The organism is Shinella sp. AETb1-6, from assembly GCF_009826875.1.
GTDB classification, from domain to species: Bacteria; Pseudomonadota; Alphaproteobacteria; order Rhizobiales; family Rhizobiaceae; genus Shinella; species Shinella sumterensis.
The window spans coordinates 279313-301255 of the sequence record NZ_WUMM01000002.1 but is presented as its reverse complement, the minus strand read 5'-3'; the positions used below and the strand labels follow the sequence as shown (position 1 = coordinate 301255).

Genomic DNA, 21943 nt, shown 5'->3' with positions numbered 1-21943 from the left:
AGAGAAAGCCTGCATCGCCGCGTGCGATGACAGGCGCGCAAAACGGGGAAAGGATGAGGATGGCGTCACGATGGATCGCGAAAAACCCTTGCCGCAACAGCATGATGCCGGCAGGAGGCGAAGCGGGATGAAGCGTTTGAAGAAGTTCTTCTGGCCGCTCGTCAGCACGCTCGCCATCGCTCTGTCCGTCTACATTCTCTACAAGGACCTGCGCGGTCTTTCCCTTGATGAGTTCGTCGCCAGCATCCACGCCATCCCGACATCCGGATGGCTGCTGGCCTGTGTCGCGACATTGGTGGCCTATGCGGCGCTTGCGGCCTACGACCATCTCGCGCTGGAACATCTCGGCCACCGCATCTCGCTGTGGTACATCACGCTCACCTCGTTCACGACCTATGCGCTGTCGCACAATATCGGCGCCTCGGTATTCTCCGGCGCGCTGGTGCGCTACCGCGCCTATACGTCGAAGGGGTTGACGGGATCGGAGGTCGGCGTTCTCGTCGCCTTCTGCTCCTTCACCTTCGCGCTCGGCACGGTGATGCTGTTCGGCCTCGTCCTGGTGCTGGAGCCGGAGATCATCGAGCGCTTCGCCGATTTTCTGCCGCTGGAAGCGGCCTATTCGACGGGCTTCGTCATCCTGGCCCTGGTGGCGCTCTATGTCGTGGGCAGCCTCGTGGGTTTCCGGCCGATCAACACCCGGTGGCTGAAGCTTGAATATCCCAAGCCCTCGCTGGTCTTCCGACAACTCTTCATCGCGCCCATCGAGCTGATCGGTGCAGCGGCGATCATCTATTTCGTGCTGCCGGCGGAGGGCAATCCGGGCTTCTTCATCATCCTCGGCATCTTTCTCGCGTCCTTTTCGGTGGCGCTGCTGTCGCATGCTCCCGGCGGCATCGGCGTGCTGGAACTGGTGTTCATCGCCGGCCTGCCGGATATGGATCCGGCGGCGGTACTCGCCGCGCTCGCCGTCTTCCGGCTGTTCTACCTGATCATCCCCTTCGTCATGGCGCTGGTGGTGATCCTGATCTATGAGCGATCCCGTTACCTCGCGCGGGTGCGGGAAGGCGAAGACTAGGCACGGATCTTTCCGGTTCATACTGCGTTCATTCGAATTATTTCATTCTATGAACCGTCTGAACAACATGAAGAACTCTGAACAGTAGGGAGACCGCCATGAAGACATCGATCAAGACCGGCCTTTCGGCAGTCGTGGCCGCGGCCATGTTTGCAACGTCCTTTGTGGCGGTGCCGGCCATCGCCATGCCGCTGCCGAAGGCCGGCGTCTCGCAGTCCACGGACGTCGAGCAGGTGCAGTACTATCGCGAACGTCATTATCGGGATCGTGACCGCCGCGCGTGGCGCGAGGATCGTCGCGGCTGGCACAACGGCCATCGCGGTTATCGTGAACACCGCCGCGGCTATCGCCGCCATTCGGATGGCTGGTGGTATCCGCTGGCTGCCTTCGGCGCCGGTGCCATCATCGGCGGTGCGATTGCCAATGACGGTTACTCGCGTCCGCGCGAAGCCGGTATCAATCCGCGCCACACCGACTGGTGCTACGCGCAGTACCGCTCCTACCGGGCTTACGACAACACGTTCCAGCCCAACTATGGCCCGCGCCGCGAGTGCCTTTCGCCTTACTATTGAGGCAGTTTCCTCGGGCGGCCTTCGGGCCGCCCGTTCTCTTCACGCCGATTTGGCTCAAAGTCACGGCGACGTGTTCACCGCTTCTTAACGACCCCTTAAATCGCCGCATTTAGAGTCCATCGGACGACGACGTTTCCGAGGGCATATCCGACCGCTTATGGCATCCAACCGAAAATCCCAGCGCATCGAACCGTCTTTCCGGGGTTCCGGGCGACGAGACGACGACGATGATTTCCACGTCGGCGCAGAGGATCGTGTTGTCGATGGCGGCCGCAAGGGCCGCGTCAAAGCCCGCAAGGCGCCGCGTGAGAAACGCGCCTCGTCGCGCCGGCGCGGCGCGTCCGGCGGCTTCTTCGGCCTTATCCGCCGCCTGTTCTACTGGTGTATCGTGCTGGGTATCTGGGGCGCGATCGGCGTGGGCGGCCTCGTGCTCTATTACGGCGCGCGCATGCCGAGCGCCACGAGCTGGGCCATTCCCGATCGCCCGCCGAACATCAAGATCCTCGCCGTCAACGGCGAGGCCATCGCAAACCGCGGAATGACCGGCGGCGAGGCGCTGTCGCTGGAAAACATGTCGCCCTACATTCCCCAGGCGGTGATCGCCATCGAGGACCGGCGCTTCTACTCGCATTTCGGCATCGATCCGCTGGGGCTTGCCCGCGCCATGCTGACGAATGTCACGTCCGGCCGCATGGTGCAGGGCGGCTCGACGCTGACGCAGCAGCTCGCCAAGAACATGTTCCTTTCGCCCGACCGCACGCTGGAGCGCAAGGTGCAGGAAGTGCTGCTCGCCATTTGGCTCGAGCACAAATACAGCAAGGACCAGATCCTTGCGATGTATCTCAACCGCGTCTTCTTCGGCTCGAATTCCTATGGCGTCGAGGCCGCGTCGCGTCGCTACTTCAACAAGTCCGCCCGCGATGTGAATCTCGGCGAGGCGGCGCTTCTGGCCGGCCTGCTGAAGGCGCCGTCGCGCCTGTCGCCCGCCCGCGACCCGGAAGCCGCCGAAGCCCGCGCGCAGGTGGTGCTGGGCGCGATGCGCGAGGAGGGCTTCGTCACCGACACCGAGATCAAGACCGCGATGTCGCAGACGCCCGCGCGGGCGAAGAGCTACTGGTCAGGCGCCCAGTACTATGCCGCCGACATGGTGATGGCGCAGCTGCCCGGCATGATCGGCGACGTCAAGGAAGACCTCGTCATCGATACGACCATCGACCTCGATCTCGAGAAGAAGGCCGAGGAGACGCTCACGGCGCTGCTCGACAAGAACGGTGCGAAATCCAACGCCTCCCAGGCCGCCCTCGTTTCCATCGACGGCACGGGCGCCATCCGCGCGCTGGTCGGCGGGCGGGATTACGCCACGAGCCAGTTCGACCGTGCGTCCAAGGCCAAGCGCCAGCCCGGCTCCGCCTTCAAGCCCTTCGTCTACGCCGCCGCCCTCGAAGCGGGCCGTTCGCCGCTGTCGGTGCGAAACGACGCGCCCGTCCGGATCGGCAACTGGACGCCCGAGAACTACGATCAGAAATACCGCGGCGAGGTAACGCTCGCCTCCGCGCTTGCCCATTCGCTCAACACGATCGCGGCCCAGCTCGTCATGGAGGTCGGTCCGAACGATGTCGTCAAGCTGGCGCGCCGGCTCGGCATCGAATCGGAGTTGCAGGCCAATGCCTCGATTGCGCTCGGCACGTCCGAAGTCACGCTTGTGGAGCTGACATCGGCCTATGCGCCCTTCATGAACGGTGGCTACAAGGCGACGCCGCACATCATCCGCCGCATCTCCACCGCCGAAGGCAAGGTGCTCTACGAGAACACCTACGACAATCCGCCCCGCGTTCTCGAACCCAACATCGTCTCGATGATGAACGGCATGATGATGCGGGTCATCACCGAGGGCACCGGCAAGGCGGCGCGCATTCCCGGCTGGCAGGCGGCGGGCAAATCGGGAACGACGCAATCCTTCCGCGACGCGCTCTTCGTCGGTTATACCAGCAACCTGACGACGGGCGTCTGGTTCGGCAACGACAACGGCGATTCCATGAAAAAGGTCACCGGCGGCGGGCTTCCGGCCCAGGCCTGGAGCCAGTTCATGACCGCCGCCCACGCCGGGCTGACACCGTCGCCGCTCTTCGGAACGGCAGGTGGCGATCCCCTGCAGGAGGGCACGCAGCCCGTGCCGCAGGAAGGCGGCGACGAACTGTTCGACGTCATCTCCCGCACGCTGGGTGTCGACGAGCGCCCGGCAGAAGGTGGCGCGGCCGTCGCGAGCGAGCAGACGGGCTCCGTACCCTTCGACGACGGCCTGACGCCACCCGCCGATGTGGGCGAACAGCGTCAGCCGGCCACGCGGCGCACGACGCTGCTGGATGTGCTTCTGGGGGGGTAAAGGGCTGCTGCTTGTGAGCTTTTCCTTCTAGACCTACCCCCAGGCGACGATCACATTCTCAGGCTCCCTAGGGTGATCGATCCAGACGCGGATTCTTGTTCTGATGGTAGGCACGGGAACGCTGGCAAATTCCGGCTCGTTTGCATCGAAGAAGACAAGCTTTTTGTCGGGCGTGTTGAGAATGCCGTCAAACGTGGGTGGCGTCGACATCGGTATTTCCCAGGCTGCACCAACAGTAAAATTGGTGTCGCCGTCATTCCAATATGTACACGGAATGCTCACGCAGTCAGGAGTAAATGGAATAATCCTCTCCCTGAAATCGTAGGGAACATCGCGCATATTGCGGCTCGCGAGGTACACGCTGTTGTATTCGGGTGCTATGCTGAAGTGAAGAATGGCCATTTCAGAATTTTCCGCCACTTACGATGCCGCCCTGTGCATTGCTGCAGAAAAGGCAATGAGGATATATGCGTGTAGGTGTACCTAGTGAAGTTGGCACTTGATGATCTCCTACATACCCTCCTTTCTTAGTCCCGGGTATCTTAGTGCCGCATCGGTGGCAGCCAAATTTGCGACCGATGCGATTTATCTCGTCCTGTTCGGCGCGCGTAAGTCGCCGATTGGTGGATGGAGCGACGATCCATTCCGATGCAAAAGGCCCTGGGCCGATGCGTTTTACCGTCAATTCATATACCCTGAAGTGCGCCTCTCTCATTACAGCTTCATTCGCTCTGATCAGGCCTTCGACAGACTCGAAAAGCTGTGATGGTGGCTTCCAGTTCGGGTCGATTTTTCTGACGGCACGTATCGCCTCCTGCATCTGGCTCGTACTGACCGCCAGTCGCGCCTCTTGCGCGGGCGTGATGGGTTGCCATCTGCCGAGAATGCGCACCTGGCCGTTGCCGCGCGGACCGCGGCGGCTGACGAGGATGGGGCGGTCTCCATCGCCTTCAGCCGTCCATTGTCCTCCATCGGGATTTCCCGCCGGGATGCGCGGCTGGTCGGCGCGGAAGCCCGCCTTCAGATGGAGGGACAAGGTGAGCGCGCGCATTTCGACATTGAGCGCTGCGTACTGGTAGCGTGACTGTATAAGATCTGGGTCCGTCGGGATCATGTCTTGCGCATCCACCGGCAATTTCAAACAAGGCAATGGTGAGGGCGGTGGAGGGGACGGGGATAAAGTGGCGTCAAAAAATCTGCGCGAAATTCGATGCCTTTAGCAAGGCATTGAAACGATTTATTATTTTCGAAGATACCTCTAAGGACGTGCGGGTTGCACGTCCCCGGCCGAAGATAGCGAGGCGAACCGCGGCCACACGCTCGTGCCACTGTTTGAAAGGACGCGCAGATTCACGAGCAATGGCTTGAATCGCGACCGCGATTGCGCTTGATTGCAGCGTGCGAGGACGGGCCGGCATTCCTGCGTCGGACGTGCTGATTTTGCGCGCTTTGCGGCCTTGCGATGTCTTGCAGTCGTCTGGAGGGGTCCTTATATACCCCGCAAGGCTACGGATCAGTCCGGGGCTTTCGCTAAGACCATACCATTAGGGGCTGCCAAAAGAATGCCTGAATGGGTTCCGGCAGTTCGCTTGAAGGAGAGAATGACATGGCTAAAGTAATCGGTATCGACCTCGGGACGACCAATTCCTGCGTATCCGTCATGGACGGCAAGGACGCGAAGGTCATTGAAAATGCGGAAGGCGCGCGTACGACCCCTTCGATCGTCGCCTTCAACGATGATGGCGAGCGCCTGACCGGCCAGCCGGCAAAGCGCCAGGCCGTCACCAACCCGGAAAACACCCTGTTCGCAGTGAAGCGCCTTATCGGCCGCCGCTACGACGACAAGCTCGTCGAGAAGGACAAGGGTCTCGTTCCCTACAAGATCATCAAGGGCGACAATGGCGACGCCTGGGTCGAGGCGCAGGGCAAGGGTTACTCCCCCTCGCAGATCTCCGCGATGATCCTTCAGAAGATGAAGGAAACCGCTGAATCCTACCTCGGCGAAAAGGTCACGCAGGCCGTCATCACGGTTCCCGCCTACTTCAACGACGCGCAGCGCCAGGCAACCAAGGATGCCGGCAAGATCGCCGGTCTTGAAGTTCTGCGCATCATCAACGAGCCGACGGCTGCGGCACTCGCCTACGGCCTCGACAAGAAGGACGGCAAGACCATCGCCGTCTACGACCTTGGCGGCGGCACGTTCGATATCTCGGTTCTGGAAATCGGCGACGGCGTCTTCGAAGTGAAGTCGACGAACGGAGATACCTTCCTCGGCGGTGAAGACTTCGACATGCGTCTGGTCAACTACCTCGCCGACGAGTTCAAGAAGGACCAGGGCATCGACCTGAAGAACGACAAGCTCGCCCTGCAGCGCCTCAAGGAAGCTGCCGAAAAGGCCAAGATCGAGCTCTCGTCCTCGCAGCAGACCGAAATCAACCTGCCGTTCATCACGGCGGATGCCTCCGGCCCCAAGCACCTGACGATGAAGCTGACGCGCGCCAAGTTCGAAGCTCTGGTCGATGACCTCGTCCAGCGCACCGTCGCACCGTGCAAGGCAGCCCTCAAGGATGCCGGCGTTACGGCGGCCGAGATCGACGAAGTCGTTCTGGTCGGCGGCATGAGCCGCATGCCGAAGGTGCAGGAAGTCGTCAAGCAGCTGTTCGGCAAGGAGCCGCACAAGGGCGTCAACCCGGATGAAGTGGTCGCCATGGGCGCCGCCATCCAGGCCGGCGTTCTGCAGGGCGACGTCAAGGACGTTCTGCTCCTCGACGTGACCCCGCTGTCTCTCGGCATCGAAACGCTGGGCGGCGTCTTCACCCGTCTGATCGAGCGCAACACGACGATCCCGACGAAGAAGTCGCAGACCTTCTCGACCGCCGAAGACAACCAGTCGGCCGTGACCATCCGCGTCTCGCAGGGCGAGCGCGAAATGGCAGCCGACAACAAGCTGCTCGGCCAGTTCGACCTCGTCGGCATTCCGCCGGCACCGCGCGGCATGCCGCAGATCGAAGTCACCTTCGACATCGACGCCAACGGCATCGTGCAGGTTTCGGCCAAGGACAAGGGCACCGGCAAGGAGCACCAGATCCGCATCCAGGCTTCCGGTGGTCTGTCCGACGCCGACATCGAGAAGATGGTCAAGGACGCCGAAGCCAATGCCGAGGCCGACAAGAAGCGCCGTGAGGCCGTCGAGGCCAAGAACCAGGCCGAAAGCCTGATCCACTCGTCGGAAAAGTCCCTCAAGGACTACGGCGACAAGGTCACGGAAGCCGACCGCAAGGCCATCGAGGACGCGATTGCCGACCTCAAGACCGCCGTCGAAGCGTCCGAGCCGGACGCCGAGGACATCAAGGCCAAGACCAACACGCTCATGGAAGTTTCCATGAAGCTCGGTCAGGCCATCTACGAGGCGCAGCAGGCCGAAGAGGCCGCATCCTCGGGTGATGCCGGCGACAACGTCGTCGACGCCGATTACGAGGAAGTCAAGGACGACAAGAAGTCGGCCTAAGCCTCCAGAGATGCCGGCCGCGTTCTTCGCGGCCGGTGCAGTTGGATAGCAGGAAGGCGGAAGTCAGCGCGAAGGGAAACAAGGCACCATGATCACTCCCGTTTTTCGCGGCGACGATGTCATGGCCTTTCCTTCGCCGGCTTCCGCCTTTTTGCATGCGCATTTTTCGCTTGCGCAGGCTAAGGCAAGCTTCCAGGTCCATAACAAGAAGACCGTTCCCACGAAACGGACGTGAACCCGAATGGCAAAAGCTGATTTTTACGAGACGCTGGGTGTCTCCAAGACCGCCGACGAGAAGGAGCTGAAGAGCGCCTTCCGCAAGATGGCGATGAAGTATCACCCGGACAAGAATCCCGGCGATGCCTCTGCCGAACAGAAGTTCAAGGACGTCAACGAGGCCTATGAGACGCTCAAGGACCCGCAGAAGCGCGCGGCCTATGACCGTTACGGCCACGCCGCCTTCGAGCAGGGCGGCATGGGCGGCGGCGGCTTCGGCGGCGGCGGTGGCTTCCAAGGCGGCGGCTTCTCCGACATCTTCGAGGACATCTTCGGCGAGATGATGGGCGGCGGTCGCCAGCGGCGTTCGGCCGGTGGGCGCGAGCGCGGCGGCGACCTGCGCTACAACATGGAAATCTCGCTGGAAGAGGCATACGCCGGCAAGACCGCGCAGATCCGCGTGCCGACGTCGATTACCTGCGACGTCTGTTCCGGCTCCGGCGCCAAGCCCGGCACCAGCCCCAAGACCTGCGCCACCTGCCAGGGCTCCGGGCGCGTGCGTGCCGCACAGGGCTTCTTCTCCGTCGAGCGCACCTGCCCGACCTGCCATGGCCGCGGCCAGACGATCAGCGATCCCTGCACGAAATGCCACGGCAACGGACGTGTCACGGAAGAGCGCTCGCTGTCGGTCAATATTCCCGCCGGCATCGAGGACGGCACGCGCATCCGGCTGTCCGGTGAAGGCGAGGCAGGCCTTCGCGGCGGCCCCGCGGGCGACCTCTATATCTTCCTGTCGGTAAGGCCGCACGAATTCTTCCAGCGCGACGGCGCGGATCTCTATTGTGCCGTGCCGATCTCCATGACGACGGCAGCGCTCGGCGGCACCTTCGATGTCGCGACGCTCGACGGGACCAAGTCGCGCGTCTCGGTGCCGGAGGGCACGCAGGCCGGCAAGCAGTTCCGCCTGAAGGGCAAGGGCATGCCGGTGCTGCGTTCGTCGCAGGTCGGCGATCTCTATATCCAGATCCAGATCGAGACGCCGCAGAAGCTGACCAAACGCCAGCGGGAATTGCTGAAGGAATTCGAGGAGATTTCCTCGAAGGACAACAATCCGGAATCAGCGGGTTTCTTCGCCCGGATGAAGGAATTCTTCGACGGTTGAGCCGTGTCGAAGGACAAACAAGAAGCCGGGGCGCGATGCGCCCCGGCTTTTTTTATGCCGCACGCAGGATGAAGTTCGCGAAACGCTTCTGCACGAAAGGCGAGACGACGAACACGATGGAGAACACCATCACAGGCGCGATGACCGCCGTACGCTGCCAGATCGTCCACCGCTCGGTGAGCGGCAGGACGATATAGAGGATCGTCGTGATCAGCGGATAGACGGGCACCAGCATGGCAAGGGCGAGATGCAGCTTGGAGAGTTTGCGGGGAGAAGATGTGTCGGACATGGGAGGACCTTTATAGAACGGAACGTTTCGTTTATATAGAAACGAAACGTTCCGTTCAAGTCCCCGCCGTGCTAGAAACGCAAAAAAGGAAAATGCCATGTCAGAGACAGACAACAGCCCGGCCCGCCGCTCGATCGGCGCCACCCGCAATCCGGCAAGCCAGGAGGCCATTCTGGCGGCGGCTGAGGCCGTGCTTCTGGAAAACGGCCTCAACGGCTTCTCCATAGAGGCGGTCGCCAAGCGCGCGCGTGCCGGCAAGCCGACCATCTATCGCTGGTGGCCGTCGCAGGCGGCTCTTCTGCTGGATGTCTACCACAGCCGCAAGCACATCAATTTCATCTTTCCCGACACGGGCAATGTACGGGACGATCTGCGGGCCTATCTTTCGGGTCTGCTGAAGACGTGGCGCGAACATACCAGCGGCGCCGTGTTCCGCAGCCTGGTGGCGAAGGCGCAGGGCGAGCCGGCGGCACTGGCCGCGCTTTCCGCCTACATGGCCGACCGGCGCGCGCAGAGCGGCGAGATCATTCGCATGGCGCAGGCGCGTGGCGAGGTGCGGGCGGATGCCGATCCCGAGCTGATGACGGAAATATTGGCGAGCTTCGCCTGGGGCCGCCTGCTGACGGACAGGCTGGAGGTTTCCGACAAGGATATCGACGCCGTCGTCGACGCCGTCCTTACCGGGATTGCAGCAAATCCATCTTCGTGAACCCTCAGCCGGCCGTATAGACGAGCTGCAGCGTGCCGTCGGCGCCGCCGACGGGCGCCACGCCGAGATAGTTCGCGAGCTGCGGGTGGCCCGTCTCGATCGGATGATCGTGCGTCGCGGTGATCACGGCGACATTGGCACCGGCGCTCTCCCCGGCAAGGATACCCGCGGGCACATCCTCGAACACCAGGCAATCGGCGGGATCGAAGCCAAGCCGCGCGGCACCGAGCTTGTAGCCATCCGGCGCCGGCTTGCCCTTCGTGACATCCTCTGCCGTCACGAGAACGTCCGGCAGCGGAATGCCGGCGGCCGCGAGGCGGCGGCGGGCGAGCGCCACCGGTGCGGACGTGACGATGGCCCAGCGTTCCCGGGGCAGGGCCGTCAGGAAGGCGACGGCGCCGGGAAGGGCTACGACACCCTCCACATCCTCGATTTCCTGCCGCTCGACCTCCAGGGCTTCCGCCTCGGCGTCCACACCCGGCAATCCGAGCTGGGTTATGGTGTCGATGCCGCGCTTGCCGTGCATCATCGGCAGGAAGGTCGCCACGTCGAGCCCGTGCTTCAGCGCCCAGCGCGACCAGACGCGTTCGGCAGCAGCGATCGAATTGATGAGCGTCCCATCCATGTCGAAGAGGAAAGCCGAGAAACTGCGATCGAAAACGGGCGTGGCGTTGGGCAAGACAGAACCTGTTGAACTGGGAGAGGATGCATGGCGCGGGCCTTTCGATTACCCGCTTGAGGCCGCGCAGGCAACCTCTCTTGCACGATTGGCCGGGCAGGCCTTGGTTGCGGACGGTCACGACACCATCTTTCTGTTGTTGCCCGACGAATATGCCCGCAAGTGATTCCACTCGCATGAAAAATGCTCTAGCTCTCAAGCCATGCCGCACAAGGTTTCCCTTTCCCGCCTCAAGCTCACGGATTTCCGCAACTATGCGAGCCTGTCGCTGCCGCTCGACGGCCGGCATGTCGTGCTGACGGGGCAGAACGGTGCCGGCAAGACGAACCTCATGGAGGCCGTGTCGTTCCTGTCGCCCGGTCGCGGCCTGCGCCGCGCCGCCTATGGCGATATCCCGCGCGCCGGAAGCGCCGGCGGTTTTTCCGTCTTCGCCACGCTGGACGGCATGCTGGGCGAGGTGGATATCGGCACCGGCACCGAAGGCGGCGAGGAAGGTCAGGCCCGAAAGCTGCGCCTCAACGGCACGCCCGCCCGCACCGTCGACGAGCTTCTCGATCATCTGCGCGTGGTCTGGCTGACCCCCTCGATGGACGGCCTGTTCACCGGCCCTTCCGCCGACCGGCGCCGGTTTCTCGATCGGCTCGTGCTGTCGCTCGATCCCGAGCATGGCCGTCGCGCCGCGGATTTCGAAAAGGCGATGCGCGGCCGCAATCGTCTCCTCACCGAGCCGCGTCCCGATCCGGCCTGGCTGACTGCCTTGGAAAAGCAGATGGCCGAGCTTGGTATCGCCATGGCCCATGCGCGCCATGAACTGGTGGGGCTGCTGTCCGGCCTCGTTGAGGCGGCGCGTGACGACGGGCCATTTCCATCCGCCACGATGCGGCTGTCCGGCTTCCTGGATGAGGAATGGCAGCGCCCCGCCTATGAGATCGAAGATATCTATCTCGGCTTGCTGCAGGACGGTCGTTACCGTGATGCCGCCGCCGGCCGTACGCTGGAAGGCCCTCACCGTGCCGACCTCCTCATCCGCCACCGCGAGAAGGACATGGAGGCCGAGCGCTGCTCGACGGGCGAGCAGAAGGCACTGCTCGTCGGCCTCATCTTGGCCCATGCGGGGCTTGTCGGCGGCATGACCGGGCACGCGCCGGTGCTGCTGCTCGATGAGATCGCCGCGCATCTCGACGAAGGCCGCCGCGCCGCACTGTTCGACCGCGTCGATGCACTTGGCGGCCAGGCTTTCATGACCGGCACGGACCGGTCGATGTTCGATGCGCTCGGCGAGCGCGCCCAGTTCCTCACCGTCTCGAACGGAGGCATCCTGCCATGACCGATCCGCTGAGCCCCGAAGAAATCGACCGCTACCGTCGCCATATCGTGCTGGCCGAAATCGGCGGCGCGGGCCAGCAGAGGCTGAAACAGGCGAATGTGCTTGTCGTCGGCGCAGGCGGGCTGGGCGCGCCGGTTATCCAGTATCTTGCCGCCGCCGGCATCGGCCATATCGGCGTCATCGACGACGACATGGTTTCGCTCTCCAACCTGCAGCGCCAGGTGATTCACGACACAGCCGGCCTCGGGGCGCCGAAGGTCGAGAGTGCGGCGGCCGCCGTCGCGCGTCTCAACCCGCATGTGCGCTTCACCGGCATCGCGAAGCGCATCGACGTAGAGAATGCCGCAGGTCTGTTAGCCGGCTATGATATCCTCGTGGACGGCTCCGACAACTTCGATACGCGCTACACGTCCGCCGATGCGGCGGAGGCGGCCGGCATTCCGCTCGTTACCGGCGCTGTCGGTCGCTTCGATGGTTCGCTGACGGTGCTGAAACCCTATGAGGCCGGCGCGGACGGTGCGCTCTATCCCGGCTACCGCGATCTCTTCCCCTCAGCCCCGCCGCCGGGCGTCGTGCCCGCCTGCGCGGAAGCCGGCATCGTCGGCGCGCTGACGGGCGTCATCGGCACGCTGATGGCGATGGAGGTGATCAAGCTCGTCACCGGCGCCGGCGAGCCGCTGGTCGGCCGCCTGCTGCTCTATGACGGGCTGGCGGTCCGGTTCGAAACGCTGAAATATCGGCGGCGGAATAGCGGTACTTGATTGCTGCGGTGGGTGCCACCCGCTACACCCGCCCCGGCAGCACGCGATCGGGCGGGCGGTGGCCGTCGAAGAAGGTGCGGATGTTGATCACGACCTTCTCGCCCATGTCGACACGGCCTTCGATGGTCGCCGAACTCATATGCGGCAGGAGGACGACTTTACCTTCCGCCGCCAGCTTCAGAAGCTTCGGATTGACCGATGGCTCGTTTTCGAACACGTCGAGACCGGCGCCGGCGATCTTGCCCTCGCGCAGGCACTTGATCAGCGCCGTCTCGTCGATGATGCCGCCGCGCGCCGTGTTGACGATGTAGCTCGTCGGCTGCATCAGCTCGAGCCGGCGGGCCGAAAGCAGGTGATAGGTCGCGGGAGTCGACGGGCAGTTGACCGAGACGATATCGACGCGCGCCAGCATCTGGTCGAGGCTGTCCCAGTAGGTCGCCTCCAGCGCGTCTTCCGTGTCGGGGCGCACGCGGTGGCGGTTGTGGTAGTGGATGGAGAGGCCGAAGGCCTTGGCGCGCTTGGCGACGGCCGTGCCGATGCGGCCCATGCCGACGATGCCGAGGCGCTTGCCCCAGATGCGCCGGCCGAGCATCCAGGTCGGCGACCAGCCGGCCCATTCGCCCTTGCGGTCCGTCAGGATGCGCGCACCTTCGGCCAGGCGCCGCGGCGCCGCCAGGATGAGCGCCATCGTCATGTCGGCGGTGTCCTCGGTCAGTACGTTCGGCGTGTTGGTGACCGTGATGCCGCGCCTTGCCGCCGCTTCCACGTCGACATTGTCGACGCCGTTCGAAAAGCAGGCGATGAGCTTCAGCTGCGGGCCCGCCTGCTCGATGAGGGCGGCATCGATCCGGTCGCCCAGCGTGGGAACGAGAACATCCGCGCTTTTGACGGCCGCGACCAGCTCGGGCTGGCTGCGCGGCGTGTCGTCGATGTTGAGTTCCGCGTCGAACAGCTCGCGCATCCGTGTCTCCACCACCTCGGGAAGGCGGCGGGTGATATAGACCTTCGGTTTTTTCTTCTGGGTCATGGGATGTTCCGGCGTCCTGTTGACGGGTCCTTAACCAAGTTGGGCAAGGATTGCTTCATCAGGGGCATTTTCTACCAGACCCGGTCGCGAAGACAATCCGCTCAGGAAGCGGTCCCCGCGATTTGCCGCCGCGTGCCGGTTCTGCAGCCCGATGCCCTCCTCTGTTCGTGCGGATTTGCCATGCGTAACCTTGTCATGCGTTTCAGCCTCGCCGCCCTTGCGGGCATCCTCGTTTCCGTCGCCGGCCTCCAGTCTGCCCATGCGCAGGCGGCCAAGGGGCCGAGCGGCCTGCCGCTGCCGCGCTTCGTGAGCCTCAAGGCCAAGAGCGTCAACCTGCGCGTCGGCCCCAGCGTCGACTACGCCGTCGCCTGGCGCTACATGAAGTCAGGCGTGCCTGTGGAGATCATCCAGGAATACGATAACTGGCGCCGCATCCGCGATGCCGATGGCACGGAAGGCTGGGTGAACCAGGCGCTGCTGTCGGGCGAGCGCACCGCCGTCACCGCGCCGTGGATGCGCGGCAAGGGCGACGATGTCTTCGTCAACATGCGCCGCGAAGCGCTGCCCAATGCCACGATCGTCGCGAAGATCCAGCCCGGCGTCGTCGTGAAGGTCGGCGAGTGCAACGGCGACTGGTGCCGTGCCGAGGCGGAAGGCGCCGCCGGATGGGTCTCGCAGAACGAGATCTGGGGCGCCTATCCGGGCGAAGCCTTCAAGTAAGGCTGGCCTTGCGGGCTTCTTCCGCCAGCGACAGCAGCGGGCGGGGCCCGATCTGCTGAATGACGAGACCGGCGGCAAGGCTGCCGAGCCTGCCGCAATCGGCAAGCGAGCGGCCGGCCGTGTAGCCATAGAGGAAACCCGCGGCATAGAGATCGCCCGCGCCCGTCGTGTCGACCACGCTCGGGATGTCGATCGCGTCCACCTTGGTGCGCTCGCCCTTCGCCAGGATGATGGAGCCGTCCTCGCTCATGGTCACCGCGGCGAGCCGGCAGTCCTCGGCTATGCGCGTCAGCGCCTCTTCGAAATCCTCGGTCTCGTAGAGCGCAAGCGCCTCGGCCTTGTTGGCGAAGACGATGTCGACGGTGCCCGAGCGCATGAGTTCGAGGAACTCGCCGCGATAGCGGTGGACGCAGAAGCTGTCGGACAGCGTCATGGAGACTTCGCGGCCATGGGCATGCGCGATGCGGGCGCATTCGCGGATCGCATCCTTGGCGCGTGGCGGATCCCAGAGATAGCCCTCGAAATAGGTGACCTTCGCCTCGGCGACGACCTGCTCTTCCACATCATCGGGCCCAAGCTCCACGCAGGCGCCGAGATAGGTGTTCATCGAGCGCTCGCCGTCCGGCGTGACGAAGATCATCGAACGCGCGGTCGGCGGCGTCTTGGCGAGCGGCTTCGTTTCGAAGTGCACGCCCTGGGCGCGAATGTCGTGAATGAAGATGTCGCCCAGCTGGTCGTTGGCGACCTTGCCGAAATAGGCGGCCCTGCCGCCGAAGCTGGCAACGCCCGAGGCCGTGTTGCCGGCGCTGCCGCCGGAGGCTTCCAGTGCCGGTCCCATGCGCGAATAGAGCAGTTCTGCCCGCTCGGCGTCGATGAGGTTCATCGCGCCCTTGATGATGCCATTGTCCGTGATGAAGTTCTCGTCGCAGCGCGCGATGATGTCGACGATGGCATTGCCGACCGTCAGCACGTCGAATTTGGTCATGCGGGAATCCCGTCTTCGTTGTGAGAGCCGGAATCGGGTCTTACCGGATTTTCCGGAAGTTGAAAGCAAAAAGGCCGCCACACCGTTTCCGGCGGGCGGCCTTTTTCTGAAAGAGACCGGTCAGTCCTTCGCGCGTTCCACGTAGGAACCGTCTTCGGTGGCGATGACGACGCGGGTGCCGGCCGTGATATGCGGCGGCACGAGCGTGCGGACGCCGTTCGACAGGATCGCCGGCTTGTAGGAGGACGACGCCGTCTGGCCCTTCACGACCGGCTCGGTTTCGGTGATCTCGAGCGTGACGTGGCGCGGCAGGTCGATGGCGATGGCAACGCCTTCATGCACCGAAAGCACGACCGTCATGCCTTCCTGGAGATAGGCCTTGAGGTCGCCGATATCTTCGACCGACATGGTCAGCTGGTCGTAGGTTTCCGGGTTCATGAAGTGGTAGCCGTCGCCGTCCTCGTAGAGGAAGTTGTGCTCGCGGTCCTCGACGAAGGCGCGCTCGACCTGCTCGGTCGTGCGGTAGCGTTCGGAGACCTTCACGCCGTCGGAGATGCGGCGCATGTCGACCTGGGTGACCGGCGTGCCCTTGCCCGGGTGGAAATTCTGCGCCGTCAGCACGACATAGAGCTTGCCGTCGACGTCGAGCACATTGCCCTTACGGACGGAAGAAGCGATGATCTTTACCATAAGTCTTCCTTGTAACTGAATGGACCGCGTCGTAGAGGACCGTCGCACGACGTCTTCCCCGAACGCCGGAAAAAGCGTTTTCGGGGCCGCAACTATCCTATATTCCGGCAAAACACCAGTCTCCGCCGCCGTCTGGTCCGAAGAAACCTGTCATGGAAACGCCATGAACCTGAAGCCATCGCCCTGGTGGACGCCCGATGTCCATGCCGATCGCCGGCCGTTCCTGCTGGCGCGAAACCGCATCCAGGCGGCGTTGCGCGGCTGGTTTGCGACGCGCGACTTCATCGAGGTCGATACGGCGACATTGCAGGTCTCGCCGGGAAACGAGGCGCATCTGCACGCCTTTGCGACGGCCGCGATCGGTCATTCCGGCGAGAAAACGCCGCTTTACCTGCACACCTCCCCGGAATTCGCCTGCAAGAAGCTGCTGGCAGCAGGCGAACGGCGCATTGCCTGCTTCGCCCACGTCTATCGCAACCGGGAGCGGGGACCGTTGCATCACCCCGAATTCACCATGCTGGAATGGTATCGCGCCGGCGAGACCTATGACGTGCTGATGGAGGATTGCGGCGCGCTTCTGAAGCTTGCCGCCGAGGTGGCAGGTGTGCCGCAACTCACCTATCGCGGCGCGACCTGCGATCCCGGTCTCGCGCCCGAGCGGCTGACGGTGGCCGATGCCTTCCGGCGCCATGCCGGTATCGACCTCCTCGCCACCATCGACCCTGATGGCGCGACCGACCGGCAAAAGCTTGCCGCGGCCATGCGGGCCGCCGGGCTGCGCGTTGCCGAAGACGACACCTGGGCGGATCTGTTCAGCCGTGTGCTGGTGGAGAAGGTGGAACCAGGGCTCGGTTTCGGCCGCGCCACGATCCTCTGCGAATATCCCGTAGCCGAAGCGGCGCTCGCCCGTCCCGCCCCGCATGACCGGCGCGTGGCCGAGCGGTTCGAACTCTATGCCTGCGGCGTGGAACTGGCCAATGCCTTCGGGGAATTGACGGACGCCGCGGAGCAGCGCCGCCGCTTCGAACTGGAAATGGCGGAAAAGGCCCGCGTCTACGGCGAGACCTACCCGCTCGACGAGGATTTCCTCGCCGCACTCGCCATCATGCCGGAGGCGAGCGGCATCGCGCTCGGCTTCGACCGTCTCGCCATGCTGGCCACGGGTGCCCAGCGCATCGATCATGTGATCTGGGCCCCGGTTGCGGAGACGGTACAGTGACGGCGGCACGCAGCCTGACGACGATCACCGAGCTCGCCGACGCCGGCCTCGTGCCCGAAGCGAAACGAGCCGATGCGGCGGCCGTCGCCGAACGGTATGCGGTCGCGGTCACGCCCGCGCTCGTCGGTCTGATCGATGCCGACGATCCCTCGGATCCGATCGCGCGCCAGTTCGTGCCTGATGCCGCCGAGCTCGTCACTCTGCCGGAGGAACGCGCCGATCCCATCGGCGACCTCGCCCACAGCCCCGTCGAGGGCATCGTGCATCGGTACCCGGATCGCGTTCTGCTCAAGGCGGTGCATGTCTGCCCGGTCTATTGCCGCTTCTGCTTCCGTCGCGAGATGGTCGGGCCGGAAGGCCTCGGCACGCTCTCGGCCAAGGCGCTGGACGCGGCCATCGCCTATATCGCCGAACGCCCGGAGATATGGGAAGTGATCCTGACGGGCGGGGATCCGCTCGTGCTCTCCCCGCGGCGCCTCCAGGCCATCATGGAGCGGTTGGGGGCGATCGCGCATGTGAAGATCGTGCGCTTCCACACCCGCGTGCCGGTCGTCGATCCCGCCCGTATCGACGCCGCGCTCATCGATGCGCTGAAGGCCTCGGGCAAGACGACCTATATCGCGCTTCACGCCAATCATCCGCGCGAATTCACGGCGGATGCCTGCGCCGCCATCGCCCGCATCGTCGATGCCGGCATGGTCATGATCAGCCAGACGGTGCTGCTGAAAGGCGTCAACGACGATGCCGATGTGCTGGCGGCGCTGATGCGCACCTTCGTCGAGAACCGGGTCAAACCCTATTATCTGCATCACCCGGACCTTGCGCCGGGCACCGCGCATTTCCGCCTGACGCTTGCCGAGGGCAGGGCGCTGGTCGAGAGCCTGCGCGGCCGTGTTTCCGGTCTCTGCCAGCCGGCCTACATCCTCGATATACCCGGCGGGCACGGCAAGGTGCGTGCGGATTCCATGGCGGTGGAGGAGGCGGACGACGGCTGCTTCCGCCTGCGGGATTTCCGCGGCGACATGCACGCCTATCCGCCGAAGGTGGACTGAGGCGCGCAGGTCGGGGACGCGCAGGCCGGGTCGATCAGCGGGCGATCGCCGTCAGGATGGCGTTGCGCAGATCGTCGAGCCCGCGGCTCTTCTCCGACGATGTCGCCAGCACGTCCGGATAGGCGGCCGGGTGCTTCAGGATCTTCTGCCGGGTCTCCTCGATGAGTCGTGGCACGCCGGCATCCTTGATCTTGTCCGTCTTGGTCAGCACGATCTGGTAGGAGACGGCGGCCTTGTCGAGCAGGGCGAAGACTTCCTCGTCATTCTTCTTGACGCCGTGGCGGCTGTCGATCAGCACATAGACGCGCTTGAGCGTGGAGCGGCCGCGCAGATAGTCGAAGACGAGCTTGGTCCAGGCGTCCACCTGTTCCTTGGGCGCCTGCGCATAGCCGTAGCCGGGCATGTCGACGAGCGCCATCGGCGGCAGGTCGTCGTCCGCACCCGAAAAGCCGTCGGGCACGAAGTAGTTGAGTTCCTGCGTGCGGCCGGGCGTGTTCGAGGTGCGCGCGAGCCCCTTGTGGCCGACGAGCGCATTGATCAGCGACGACTTGCCGACATTCGAGCGGCCTGCGAATGCGATCTCCGGCGGCCCCTCCGGCGGCAGGAATTTCATGGCCGGCACGCCGCGGATGAAGATCCACGGACGTCCGAAGAGGGGCTTTTCGCCGGGCGTCGTCGTCTCGGTCATTGCGTCCTGCCTTTGTCTCAGGCCCTCCGCTTCCCGGTTTTGGCAGCGAATGTCAAGCGCGGCGCTGTCGGCTCAACGCGATGCCGAGCGATGGCAGCGGTGCCGTGGCAAAAGAAAACCCGGCGCGAGGCCGGGTTTTTTAATCGTCACCCGACCTGTCGTCAGGATGGTTTCGGTTTCTTCCCGAACAGGCTCTTGAGATTGTCGAACAGCTCGATCTTCACGCCCTGGCGCTTCATGATGATCGCCTGCTGGATGATCGAAAGCGTGTTGTTCCAGGCCCAGTAGATCACGAGGCCGGCCGGGAAGGTCGCCAGCATGAAGGTGAAGACCAGCGGCATCCAGGTGAAGATCATCGCCTGGGTCGGATCCGGCGGCGTCGGGTTCATGCGCATCTGCAGGAACATGGTGATGCCCATGATGATCGGCCACACGCCGATCATCAGCATGTGCGGCACCGCGAACGGCAGCAGGCCGAACAGGTTGAAGATCGAGGTCGGATCGGGCGCGGACAGGTCCTGGATCCAGCCGAAGAACGGTGCGTGCCGCATCTCGATGGTCACGTAGATGACCTTGTAGAGCGCGAAGAACACCGGGATCTGCAGGAGGATCGGCCAGCAGCCGGCCAGCGGGTTGATCTTCTCTTCCTTGTAGAGCTGCATCATGGCCTGTTGCAGCGCCATGCGGTCGTCGCCGTGCTTGGCCTTCAGCTCCTCCATCTTCGGCTGCATCTTCTTCATGTTCGCCATGGAAGCGTACTGCTTGTTGGCGAGCGGGAAGAACAGGCCCTTCACGACGATCGTGGTGATGAGGATCGCGATGCCGAAATTGCCGAAGTAGCGGAAGAAGAAGTCCATCAGCTGGAACATCGGCTTGGTGAAGAACCAGAACCAGCCCCAGTCGATCATCAGGTCGAACTGCGGGATCGCATAGGTCTTCTCGTACTGGTCGATGATCGGCACTTCCTTGGCGCCGCCGAAGAACAGGTTCTTGACTTCGACCGTCTGGCCCGGCGCGACGGTGATGTCGTCCTGGCGATAATCCGCCTGGTAGCGCGAACGGCCGTCGGTGAAGTGCGAGAAGCGCGTCTCATAGGGCGTGGCCTGCGGCGGAACGAGCGCCGTCGCCCAGTACTTGTCGGTGATGCCGAGCCAGCCGCCGGTCGCCTTGCCGGGCGTGACGGTCGTGTTGTCCTCGGTCTTGCTGTATTTCACTTCCTGCAGGCCGAGCTCGCCGAGCACGCCGATGAAGCCTTCGTGCAGCACGTAGACCGACGGATCGGTCGGCTTGAAGAAGCGCGTCGAGCGGCCGTAGGGCGACAGCGCGATGGGCGCATCCGTGCGGTTCTCGATGCTGTCGGTGATGGTGAACATGTAATGTTCGTCGACCGAGACGGTGCGGGCGAAGGTAACGCCCTTGTCGTTGGTGAAGGTCAGCTTCACCGGGGTCGTCTGCGTCAGCTTGCCGGTGCCGTCCTGCGTCCACACCGTCTGGGGACCCGGAACCGTGCCGGTCGCGTCACTGCCGACATAGCCGATTTCGGCAAAGTAGCCGTGTTCGGTTTCGGCCGGGCTGAGCAGGGTGATGATCGGGCTCGACTTGTCGACCGTCTCGTGGAATTCCTTGAGCTTCAGGTCGTCGAAGCGTGCGCCCGTCAGGTTGATGGAGCCGGCAAGCGCGGGCGTGTCGATCTCGATGCGCGCGGATTTCGCAAGCGCCGTGTCACGCGCCTCGGTGGCCGTGCCCGTCGCCGTCGCACCGGGCAGCGTCCCGCTCGTGCTCACCGCAGGCGTCGTGCCGTCGGCCGTCGTCGTCGTTGTCTGCTGCTGGGTCTGGGCAGCCTGCTGGGCTTCCAGCGCGGCGCGATCCTTTTCCAGCTTCGGGTTCACATACAGGAACTGCCAGGCGACGAGGATCAGCACGGACAGTGCGATCGCCACGAAATAATTGCGGTTCTTTTCCATCACTCTTTCCCGGGAGCAGCTGAGGATTGCTGCCGCTTCTGTTTCTTACCTGTTGCGATCCGGTCTTTCAGGCTCGCTTCGAGGGTTTTGAAGGGCGCGTGCAACACGTCCCGTCTGGCGACAACCACATAGTCGTGTCCGGGCTCCATTGCAAACCCGGCGGATAGCCGCACCGCCTCCTTGAGGCGGCGGCGCATGCGATTGCGCTCGACGGCATTGCCATGCTTCTTCGTAACGGTGAAGCCGACGCGGGGCGCTTCCTCCGGCATCTGCCGGTCGCGCACTTCCAGAAGGAACAGCGGTCCCTTGCGGCGCTCGCCCTCGCGCACAAAAAGAAACTGCGGACGGCTTTTCAGCCGTCCGACAGTGGATTTTCCAACAGTTTTCGTCATATGCCCGTCGCCTCTGTTCGGGCAGGCACGGCTTAAGCCGAGAGACGAGCGCGACCGCGTGCGCGGCGAGCGGAGAGGACCTTGCGGCCGCCCTTCGTTGCCATGCGGGCACGGAAGCCATGACGACGCTTGCGGACAAGCTTGGAGGGTTGGTAGGTACGCTTGGACATTTATTTAATACCGCGGTGTGCGGCCCTTCTTGGGTTTGCGTTTTAGCAAGCAGCGTTTCTGTCCGGCAACGGTTATCCCCTCACGGGAAGCCGAGCTTTCCGAACGTGGGCGGCTTATAAGGGCAAAAACGGTCGAAAGTCAATTGTGGCCCTGCGGGAGAGCGGCCGGTCGCAATCGTTAATGTCCTTTCCCTCAAGGGTTGTGCAATTCCGGCGCGTTAACGCTTTCGCCGGCGTGAAACGAGCGGCATGAGATGAAATCAGCGGCCATTCTTCCTCAATATTCGCTCCGTGAAGGCGCGTATGCCCAACATCCGGGGGATTTTCATAAAAATCTAATTAACCTTTGAAATTT

The 21943-nt window shown here is 63.6% G+C and carries 23 protein-coding genes; 12 read left to right on the top strand and 11 right to left on the bottom strand.

Annotated elements, in window-relative coordinates; all coding sequences use genetic code 11:
* The first annotated feature begins 127 nt into the window (after positions 1–127).
* The 3 genes from GR158_RS04740 to GR158_RS04730 all read left to right on the top strand — a co-directional run bounded on the left by GR158_RS04740 (position 128) and on the right by GR158_RS04730 (position 4030).
* Complete coding sequence (locus GR158_RS04740) at positions 128–1075, top strand: lysylphosphatidylglycerol synthase domain-containing protein (protein ID WP_160870167.1); 948 nt, start codon at positions 128–130, stop codon at positions 1073–1075.
* Positions 1076–1173: 98 nt separating this feature from the next.
* Positions 1174–1647, top strand: coding sequence for a BA14K family protein (locus GR158_RS04735; RefSeq protein ID WP_134647896.1), 474 nt, complete (start codon positions 1174–1176; stop codon positions 1645–1647).
* Between the two features lie 157 nt (positions 1648–1804).
* Positions 1805–4030 (top strand): transglycosylase domain-containing protein, encoded by a 2226-nt coding sequence (locus tag GR158_RS04730; protein WP_160870166.1) that lies wholly within the window; start codon positions 1805–1807, stop codon positions 4028–4030.
* Between the two features lie 33 nt (positions 4031–4063).
* On the opposite strand, the gene GR158_RS04725 is transcribed toward GR158_RS04730, so the two are convergent.
* On the bottom strand, positions 4064–4432 hold the full coding sequence (locus GR158_RS04725; RefSeq protein ID WP_160870165.1) for a hypothetical protein: 369 nt from the start codon (positions 4430–4432) through the stop codon (positions 4064–4066).
* Position 4433: 1 nt separating this feature from the next.
* Positions 4434–5144, bottom strand: coding sequence for a hypothetical protein (locus GR158_RS04720; protein ID WP_160870164.1), 711 nt, complete (start codon positions 5142–5144; stop codon positions 4434–4436).
* 492 nt (positions 5145–5636) lie between these two features.
* On the opposite strand from GR158_RS04720, the gene dnaK reads away from it, so the two are divergent.
* Positions 5637–7538, top strand: a complete 1902-nt coding sequence (gene dnaK / locus GR158_RS04715; RefSeq protein ID WP_134647888.1) for a molecular chaperone DnaK — start codon at positions 5637–5639, stop codon at positions 7536–7538.
* Between the two features lie 241 nt (positions 7539–7779).
* Positions 7780–8916, top strand: coding sequence for a molecular chaperone DnaJ (dnaJ, locus tag GR158_RS04710; RefSeq protein ID WP_160870163.1), 1137 nt, complete (start codon positions 7780–7782; stop codon positions 8914–8916).
* A 52-nt stretch (positions 8917–8968) separates the two neighbouring features.
* Here the strand turns inward: dnaJ and GR158_RS04705 are convergent, their stop codons facing one another.
* The gene (locus GR158_RS04705) at positions 8969–9205 is read right to left on the bottom strand and encodes a hypothetical protein (RefSeq protein WP_134647884.1); all 237 of its coding nucleotides are present in this window, start codon (positions 9203–9205) and stop codon (positions 8969–8971) included.
* A 97-nt stretch (positions 9206–9302) separates the two neighbouring features.
* On the opposite strand from GR158_RS04705, the gene GR158_RS04700 reads away from it, so the two are divergent.
* Positions 9303–9914 carry a TetR/AcrR family transcriptional regulator gene (locus tag GR158_RS04700; RefSeq protein WP_160870162.1) on the top strand — a complete coding sequence of 204 codons (612 nt, stop codon included), beginning with the start codon at positions 9303–9305 and terminating at the stop codon, positions 9912–9914.
* A gap of 4 nt (positions 9915–9918) precedes the next feature.
* Here the strand turns inward: GR158_RS04700 and GR158_RS04695 are convergent, their stop codons facing one another.
* Positions 9919–10539: an HAD-IA family hydrolase gene (locus GR158_RS04695; RefSeq protein ID WP_160870161.1), complete on the bottom strand. Its 621-nt coding sequence runs from the start codon at positions 10537–10539 to the stop codon at positions 9919–9921.
* On the opposite strand from GR158_RS04695, the gene GR158_RS04690 reads away from it, so the two are divergent.
* From GR158_RS04690 to GR158_RS04680, 3 genes are read left to right on the top strand one after another with little or no spacing between them, the layout of a single operon-like run.
* Complete coding sequence (locus tag GR158_RS04690; protein WP_160870160.1) at positions 10538–10759, top strand: hypothetical protein; 222 nt, start codon at positions 10538–10540, stop codon at positions 10757–10759. The genes GR158_RS04695 and GR158_RS04690 overlap by 2 nt on opposite strands.
* A 36-nt stretch (positions 10760–10795) precedes the next feature.
* The gene (gene recF / locus GR158_RS04685) at positions 10796–11920 is read left to right on the top strand and encodes a DNA replication/repair protein RecF (protein ID WP_160870159.1); all 1125 of its coding nucleotides are present in this window, start codon (positions 10796–10798) and stop codon (positions 11918–11920) included.
* Complete coding sequence (locus GR158_RS04680; protein ID WP_160870158.1) at positions 11917–12681, top strand: molybdopterin-synthase adenylyltransferase MoeB; 765 nt, start codon at positions 11917–11919, stop codon at positions 12679–12681. Before recF ends, GR158_RS04680 begins: the two co-directional genes overlap by 4 nt.
* A gap of 22 nt (positions 12682–12703) precedes the next feature.
* Here GR158_RS04680 and GR158_RS04675 read toward each other — a convergent pair whose 3' ends face one another.
* Entirely contained in the window at positions 12704–13708 is a 1005-nt protein-coding gene (locus GR158_RS04675) for a D-glycerate dehydrogenase (protein ID WP_134647876.1), read from the bottom strand.
* 195 nt (positions 13709–13903) lie between these two features.
* Between GR158_RS04675 and GR158_RS04670 the strand changes: the two genes are divergently transcribed.
* Positions 13904–14428, top strand: coding sequence for an SH3 domain-containing protein (locus GR158_RS04670; RefSeq protein WP_370340622.1), 525 nt, complete (start codon positions 13904–13906; stop codon positions 14426–14428).
* On the opposite strand, the gene GR158_RS04665 is transcribed toward GR158_RS04670, so the two are convergent.
* Together GR158_RS04665 and efp are read right to left on the bottom strand one after the other, a co-directional pair.
* A complete protein-coding gene (locus tag GR158_RS04665; protein WP_160870157.1) occupies positions 14421–15413 on the bottom strand; it encodes an adenosine kinase in 993 nt (330 codons plus the stop codon). The two genes, GR158_RS04670 and GR158_RS04665, sit on opposite strands and share 8 nt — an antisense overlap.
* A 120-nt stretch (positions 15414–15533) precedes the next feature.
* Complete coding sequence (gene efp / locus GR158_RS04660) at positions 15534–16103, bottom strand: elongation factor P (RefSeq protein ID WP_134647870.1); 570 nt, start codon at positions 16101–16103, stop codon at positions 15534–15536.
* Positions 16104–16266: 163 nt separating this feature from the next.
* On the opposite strand from efp, the gene epmA reads away from it, so the two are divergent.
* Complete coding sequence (gene epmA, locus GR158_RS04655) at positions 16267–17322, top strand: EF-P lysine aminoacylase EpmA (RefSeq protein WP_160870156.1); 1056 nt, start codon at positions 16267–16269, stop codon at positions 17320–17322.
* Positions 17319–18374 carry a lysine-2,3-aminomutase-like protein gene (locus GR158_RS04650; protein WP_160870155.1) on the top strand — a complete coding sequence of 352 codons (1056 nt, stop codon included), beginning with the start codon at positions 17319–17321 and terminating at the stop codon, positions 18372–18374. Before epmA ends, GR158_RS04650 begins: the two co-directional genes overlap by 4 nt.
* A gap of 34 nt (positions 18375–18408) precedes the next feature.
* Here GR158_RS04650 and yihA read toward each other — a convergent pair whose 3' ends face one another.
* The 4 genes from yihA to rpmH all read right to left on the bottom strand — a co-directional run bounded on the left by yihA (position 18409) and on the right by rpmH (position 21588).
* The gene (gene yihA, locus GR158_RS04645; RefSeq protein ID WP_134647864.1) at positions 18409–19062 is read right to left on the bottom strand and encodes a ribosome biogenesis GTP-binding protein YihA/YsxC; all 654 of its coding nucleotides are present in this window, start codon (positions 19060–19062) and stop codon (positions 18409–18411) included.
* Between the two features lie 161 nt (positions 19063–19223).
* Positions 19224–21026: a membrane protein insertase YidC gene (yidC, locus tag GR158_RS04640; protein ID WP_160870154.1), complete on the bottom strand. Its 1803-nt coding sequence runs from the start codon at positions 21024–21026 to the stop codon at positions 19224–19226.
* Positions 21026–21418, bottom strand: a complete 393-nt coding sequence (gene rnpA / locus GR158_RS04635) for a ribonuclease P protein component (RefSeq protein ID WP_134647860.1) — start codon at positions 21416–21418, stop codon at positions 21026–21028. The genes yidC and rnpA overlap by 1 nt, the downstream gene beginning before the upstream one ends.
* 32 nt (positions 21419–21450) lie before the next feature.
* Positions 21451–21588: a 50S ribosomal protein L34 gene (gene rpmH / locus GR158_RS04630; RefSeq protein ID WP_037405882.1), complete on the bottom strand. Its 138-nt coding sequence runs from the start codon at positions 21586–21588 to the stop codon at positions 21451–21453.
* Positions 21589–21943 lie beyond the last annotated feature (355 nt).